General features: G+C 29.7%; 6 protein-coding genes. All 6 read right to left on the bottom strand.

Features of this window, described 5'->3' with window-relative positions:
* Positions 1–727: 727 nt before the first annotated feature.
* The 6 genes from HNP99_RS17505 to HNP99_RS17480 all read right to left on the bottom strand — a co-directional run bounded on the left by HNP99_RS17505 (position 728) and on the right by HNP99_RS17480 (position 6017).
* Positions 728–1888: an alpha/beta fold hydrolase gene (locus tag HNP99_RS17505; RefSeq protein WP_173854742.1), complete on the bottom strand. Its 1161-nt coding sequence runs from the start codon at positions 1886–1888 to the stop codon at positions 728–730.
* A gap of 211 nt (positions 1889–2099) precedes the next feature.
* Positions 2100–2789, bottom strand: coding sequence for a DUF4349 domain-containing protein (locus HNP99_RS17500; protein WP_217424442.1), 690 nt, complete (start codon positions 2787–2789; stop codon positions 2100–2102).
* Between the two features lie 848 nt (positions 2790–3637).
* On the bottom strand, positions 3638–3937 hold the full coding sequence (locus HNP99_RS17495) for a helix-turn-helix domain-containing protein (protein ID WP_173854741.1): 300 nt from the start codon (positions 3935–3937) through the stop codon (positions 3638–3640).
* A 1-nt stretch (position 3938) separates the two neighbouring features.
* Positions 3939–4277 carry a type II toxin-antitoxin system RelE/ParE family toxin gene (locus HNP99_RS17490; protein ID WP_173854740.1) on the bottom strand — a complete coding sequence of 113 codons (339 nt, stop codon included), beginning with the start codon at positions 4275–4277 and terminating at the stop codon, positions 3939–3941.
* A 274-nt stretch (positions 4278–4551) separates the two neighbouring features.
* On the bottom strand, positions 4552–5115 hold the full coding sequence (locus HNP99_RS17485; protein WP_173854739.1) for a hypothetical protein: 564 nt from the start codon (positions 5113–5115) through the stop codon (positions 4552–4554).
* 173 nt (positions 5116–5288) lie between these two features.
* The gene (locus HNP99_RS17480) at positions 5289–6017 is read right to left on the bottom strand and encodes a Cthe_2314 family HEPN domain-containing protein (protein ID WP_173854738.1); all 729 of its coding nucleotides are present in this window, start codon (positions 6015–6017) and stop codon (positions 5289–5291) included.
* Positions 6018–6939: the final 922 nt, after the last annotated feature.

Raw genomic sequence — 6939 nt, 5'->3', positions numbered from 1 at the left:
TACGTTCTTCTAATGATAATCGCTTGTAGGTTTTTTTCATAATTCAACAAAGATAAAATTTATCATTTGTTGCGTTAGGTTATTGAATTCTCCAATTCTGGTTTAAAATATATTACAACGTTCCTACGCTTTGCCGTGTTTGGGGCATTTAGAACGATTATTTTTGGCTTAACGAATATACGAATAAAAACGATAATTCCACTAAAGCCCCAAATACGGCAAAACGTGTGTTGCAATAACTAATTTTATGTATAATTATTCTTTTCGCAATTGACTTTTCCGCAATCTAGTTCGCTCCAATCTGCATCACTTAAATAGAACTAAAGTATTTTCGGCTGAACGATTTTTCATGATTATTTTTATACACAAACTAAATCGCTTCAATTTCGGAAAAATATTTTCTGCTTAATAAATTCGCCAAGTTTTAAAACGCAAACTGCATCACATAAATTTAACCAAATAAATTTCCGCTTAACAATTTATTTTTTTATTTTTCAGCACAAACTACATCACTTAACTTTGACCAAAATATTTTCTGCTTACCGATTTATTTTTATTTTTTAAACGCAAAGATCTGCAAGATTATTTATTGCAACGTTTTGCTGCTTTGAGATGGCTGGAAGTTCGTAACCGCTCAATTTTCGGCTTAACGAAAACTTGATGCGAAACGTTAATTCCACTAAACTCCAGCTAGCTCAAAACAGCTGTTGTGCGTTCGTTTTTTTATTTACGATTGTTTTAAAAGTTCTTCTAAAACTCTTTTGCCATTTTCATTTTCGGGGTTTAATTCAACAGATTTTTTATACATTTTAGTTGCTTCTTCTTTTTTATTCATCTTCAATAATATTTCTCCATAACTATCGTACGCATTTCCGCTTGCAGGATTTAATAACACGTTTAGCTTGAAAATTTCTAAAGCTTTTTCATTTTCGTTTTTATTTAAATATTCATATCCTAAATTATTTAGATTGTCCTCCGAATGAATATAGGCAGTATTTTCTTTTTTTACATTGTTTGACGAACTAATGGCATAATTTAGAGTACGTTTATAAACTTCCGTTTTCTGTTTTTCATTTAGTGTTTCTGCATAACTTTTCGCTATTGTTGTTATTACCAAACTTGGGTTATCAAACCAAATTCCGTGTCCACATTCAAATGCGGTAATACCGATACTTTTTGGATGACTGGCAACAAACTTTTTATGGCATTCTTTCCAATGTTCTACTTTTTCAGTTTCTTTAAAAGATGGAATTCCACTAACTAAATCTACAACTGGAATATTCTGTGGAATTGAAATTTCACTCATCATTTTTACAGTTTCACGTATATTTGCAGCCATATAATATATAGCAAGTTTGTTTTTTTTCCATTCTGGAATAAGTAGTTCTTGCTTTTTTAAATCGCTTTCTACAAACTTTTCCATAAAATGATGGTTTACATCAATTAATACAATCGATTTTACACGATTTGGATTCCTTACTGAATATAAAGTTGAAAAGTAACCGCCAAAAGAATGAGAAACTAACATAATTTGTTTATTATACCCCAATTTTTTTAATCCAGTTTCTAAATCCAAAATACTATTTAACATTCCGTGTTTTGAGTCTTCAGTTTCTAAAGTATTTATAGTGCTTTTACCTAAACCTTCTCTGTCGTATGTTATTATTGTTGCTCCAGTTATATCTGCAATTGGTTTCAAAATAGAATTCCAAACTCTTCCATCGCTTCCTGCACCAGCTTCAAAAAGAATGGGAATTCCTGAACCTTTTATAATGTTGAAATGTAGTTTATGATTTCCAACATCCACTAAAGTATCAATTGTTTGAGATTGACTTTTTATAGAACTAAAAAGTGTAAAAAAGATAATAACTTTTAGGAATAATTTCATTTTAAAATTTTAAGTTTTTGTTTTTTCGTTTTTCGGTTCGGTCTGCTAAAATGACGCACAACGTGTTGCGGCTTGCAGAAGTGGCGAAATTCGTGACTGATTATTTTCGGCTAAGATAAAATTTCTTGCGAAAGATAAACGTGAATTTACCACATATTTCGCCATTTTTGCAAACCGCTGTTAGCTGTAGTGCATTATTTTCTTCGGTTCGTTATTCGTTTATTTTACTTGTTATTGCATTTAATATTTTTGTTTTATCCACTATTAGTAAAAGCACAAAAACTGTAAGCGAAAGTCCAAACAAACTGAACACAAAAATTGCAAAATATTTAATTGTCCATTCTAAAGCAACTTTTACCCTGTGAATAAAACTTATATTTTTTTCTGTAGCACCTTCGTACATAGAAAGTTTAACCGTACAAAACTCATTTTCTGTGTCAAAGTTGCCAAGTTCGACGCCAAGTTCTTGAGCTTTTTCTTCAATTTCTAAAATTTTGTCGTTTAATGCTACAAAATCTGCAATTTGTCCACCTTTTGATTTTAGGTCGTTTAAGTTTTGTAGAGTTTTTTCAATAGAGGTTTTCTTTGCATTTAGTTGCCTATATTCGTTTGTTTTATCAACTTTTGTAATTTCAGTTGCTTTTATAACACCTATCTTTTGAAGGTCAATATATAAGCTGTCAAAAAGAATTGGATTTACACCAATTAGTAGATGAATTTGTCTATTTCCCTTTTGTCCAAGGTTCTGTTCATATTGAATAACAGAATTATATTTTTTTGCATTTGCTTTAAGTGTCTTTTCATCTTTTTCAAATTCAGAAGTTTTTGTTTTAATTGATGCTGTTTTTTCAAACTTTTGATTAGAAGCAACATTAGAGGAAACTTGAACATCGCCTTTCATAGCAATTTTTTCAGAAGCATAGTTTTTTCTCAAATTGTCAATACTACTAAAAAAGTTGTCGCTGTAATCGTTTCCATTATTGTTGTCAGTTGCCACAAAACCATAAAGTAGTCTAAACGCAAAAAGTAAAATAAATATTCCACCAAACCATTTACTTGTTTTCCAAAATCGTGTTTTAAAATTTGTATTCATATTGTCAAATTGTTTATTTTTTATTCGGTTTTCGGGCATTACAGCTAACGTTCCTACGCTTTGCCGTGTTTGGGGCATGTAAAACGATTATTTTTGGCTTAACGAATATACGAATTAAAACGATAATTCCACTAAAGCCCCAAATACGGCAAAACGTGTGTTGCAATAAGTAATTTTATAAATAATCATTCTTTTCGCAATTGACTTTTCCGCAATCTAGTTCGCTACAATCTGCATCACTTAAATAGAACCAAAGTATTTTCGGTTAAACGAGTTTTCATGATTATTTTTATACACAAACTACATCGCTTCAATTTCGGAAAAATATTTTCTGCTTAATAAATTCGACCAAGTTTTTAGACGCAAACGGCATCACATAAATTTAACCAAATAAATTTCCGCATAACAATTTACTTTTGATTTTTCAGCGCAAACTGCATCACAAAATTTAACCAAAATATTTTCTGCTTACCGATTTATTTTTTAAACGCAAAGCTCGGCAAGATTATTTATTGCAACGTGTTGCGGCTTGCAGAAGTGGCGAACTTCGTGACCGATTATTTTCGGCTAAGATAAAATTTCTTGCGAAAGATAAACGTGAATTTACTACATATTTCGCCATTTTTGCAAACCGCTGTTGTGCGATGTAATAATATTTATAAAAACGTTAATCCAATTCTTTTATTCAGTCCAATTTCAAAGATTCTAATTAATGTAGAAAGCTGAATATTCCCTTTTCCATTTTCAATTCTTGAAATATAACTTTTTTTCGTTCCAGTTTTTTCGGCTAACTGTTCTTGAGTTATTTTAGCTTCTTTTCTTGCATCTTTAAGCATTTCACTGATTATGAACATTTGAGAGTTTTCTTCGTATGTATTTCTGCTTTCAGTTCCTATTTTTCCGTGTTCAATTTCGATAAGTTGATCAAAAGTTTTTATGTTGTTGTAATTTTTCATTTTATTTATTTTTTAAGTTAAAATATTCGTCCATTAATTTTAATGCTTTATCAATTTCATTTTTAGGTGTTTTTTGAGTTTTCTTTTGAAATCCATTAAACAAAACAACTAATTTTCCTTTGTCAAAGCAGCAAAATATTCGATAAATATTTGATTGATATTCTATTCTAACTTCATATAAACCGTTTGTTCCAGTTAAATGTTTAAGAAACTTTTCTGGAACTTTTTCCACTTGTTTAATAAGTTCAAGAACATATTTAATCTTCTCTTTTACCTTTTCATTTTGAACTTGGTAAAATTCGATAAAATGATTCTCGTAAAAAATAATTTCTCTATTCATATTGCAAAGTTATCTTAAAAGTTAACTTGCGCAATTTTTTTAACGTTATTTTTTCAGATTATTTTCTGTTTAGGATTTCGTGCGAAAATTATATCGCACAACGTCTCGCGGCTTGCGGAAGTGGCGAACTTCGTGACCGATTATTTTCGGCTAAGATAAAATTTATTGCGGAAGATAAACGTGAATTAACCACATATGTCGCCATTTTTGCAAACCGCTGTTATGCGTTGCTTTTTTATTCGTTTTTCAAATTTTAGTTTAGTTTTCTATTGATTTAGCCAAACACAAACCAAACGGTTTTAGTTTCTTTTTTTAGACAATATTCTAGAAAATTTTTAAAGTTTCTCAAATCTTGACCAAAATTATTGTCAATATAACCTTTTCCTTTGTCAATTGTAAATGATGAAAAATACACATCGTTATTCAATGTGTCAAATTCAGTGTTTAAAAGTAATTTCGGCAAGTTTTCTATTTCATTAAGTTTAGAAATTAATTCAGAAACTGTATTCAAAAATTTTTTTATGTTTCCTTCAAGTTTTGTATTATTTAATTCGGCTTTAATTATTTCATCTTCCGATTCATCTTCATCAATATATTCTGCTAGTTCTTCTATATCAACATAATTTTCCATTTCATAAATCGCACTAATGTCAACTGCGACAATTTTTCCAATTTGGTCTAATTCAGGTTCAGTTTCTATTACTTCTTTTCTACAAATAAAATTGCAAAAAGTTCTGCTTAAACTATGTTTGTTAAAATTTTCATCATCATTTTGATGGTAATTTTTATCAAAAACATCTTCGTAATTATCAACTACAACACTAATATCTAATCCCATTTTTATATGTTTTTTTCACCGCAGTTTTCTTCAAAGTAACGCATAACGTTTTGCCACTTTGAGATGGCTGGAAAATCGTAACCGCTCAATTTTCGGCTTAACGAAAACTTGATACGAAACGATAATTCCACTAAATTCCAGCTAGCTCAAAATGGCTGTTAGGCAACGTTCTTTCACTCAATTAGCTTTTTAGTTATCTTGTAATGAATTAAAAGTATATCCAAAATCTCAGGAAGTTTTGAAAAACACTCTTTATTCAAAGAGTTGAACTCTTCTTTTTTTTCACTAATGTATTCTTTCAAAATTTCTTTTCGCAAGTTTTTAAAGTTATCTATTTTCTCAGGAGTATTATAAATTTCCTCACCAGTGAAGTGATAAAATATCTGTAATCTTTTTAACTCCTTACTTAAGTAAGAATATTTATGAACAATCTTATTTCGTTCGCCAGTGTATTTTTGAAGTACTTTTTGCAATTCTTTAATTTTTTTTGGCAAATTTGTTCGAGAAACTTTCATATTGTTTAAAACAACTCTATCATTCACGTCACTTTCATTGATACACAGGTGGAATGTTGCATTTACTAATTGAAGAAGTCTATCGTGAATAGAAGTTAAACGAATAATATAATTTTCTATGTTATATGTTAGGTGATCTATTCGACTGACACTTTTCGTTGTGTTATAATTAAAGTTTGAAATCAATTCCACGCCGTATATTATTTGGTCGCATAGCTGCATAAAATGGATAAGATAAAAGCCATTATTATGAATATAATATTCGAATTCATTAAAACTTGAATTTTCTATAAATACGTCGCTTAATTTACCTCCGTGCTTTTCCATTAGCAATCTAGTATCTTCTACTACTATTTTAAATAAATCATGATTTTCAATTTGATGCATAGAGTTGACTAACTTATTGTTAAGTTACATTCTTTGATAAGCTGGAGCAGTATCAATATTTCTACCTTTTGAGTCTACTTGAGTATTTTTGTAATAGACCTCTTCATTTTTATAGTAATCATATTTCGGATTTTTCACTAATGAAATCCAATAATCTTCAATTTACTGGCTGTTACCAGTTACTAAAACCTCAATAGAATTTCCAATTCCAATCTGATGCTTACAAACTTGATATTTTCCCGTATTAATTTTTTGAACCATAATTTTCTGTGTTTAGTTTTTTCGAATGTTGCCTAACGGTTCCTGGCTTAGCTTGGTGGGGAACTTTTAAGCAGATTATTTTTGGCTGTACGAATATATGAAAAAAAACGGAAATTCCACTAAATTCCCCATCATGCTAAACCAGTGTTGTAATATGTTTTTATCAGCACAAAAAATCCTCGTTATTCAATTTTTAGCCACAATACTTTTCGCCACAAACTGCATCATTTTCATTAATCTAAATTATTTTAGGCTTAACGATTTTACCACAATATTTTTCGACGCAAACTGTAACACTTTACTTCAACCAATATACTTTCGGCTTAACGATTTCAACAAAATCTATTTCGATGCAAACTGCATCACTTTAATTTAACCAAAATATTTTCGGTTTAACGATTTCACCGCAATCTATTTCTACGCAAACTGCATCACTTTAATTTATTCAAATTACTTTCTGCTTAACGATTTCGCCTGAATCTATTTCACATAAAATTTCTCAAATTTTCTTTGATAAACGACAACTTTTTAGATTGCAGATTATTTTCTTAGTAGGAGAGAAGCAAGGAATTTTTCACCGCAAAATGGCGGATTCAAGGGTCTATCGCAACATCGTTAGTTATTTTTAATAAATCAAATTTAGTATTTTTCTTAGATAATA

It is taken from the genome of Flavobacterium gelidicaeli (assembly GCF_013294005.1).
Taxonomy (GTDB): Bacteria; Bacteroidota; Bacteroidia; order Flavobacteriales; family Flavobacteriaceae; genus Flavobacterium.
This window is presented reverse-complemented; position numbering and strand designations above follow the sequence as displayed.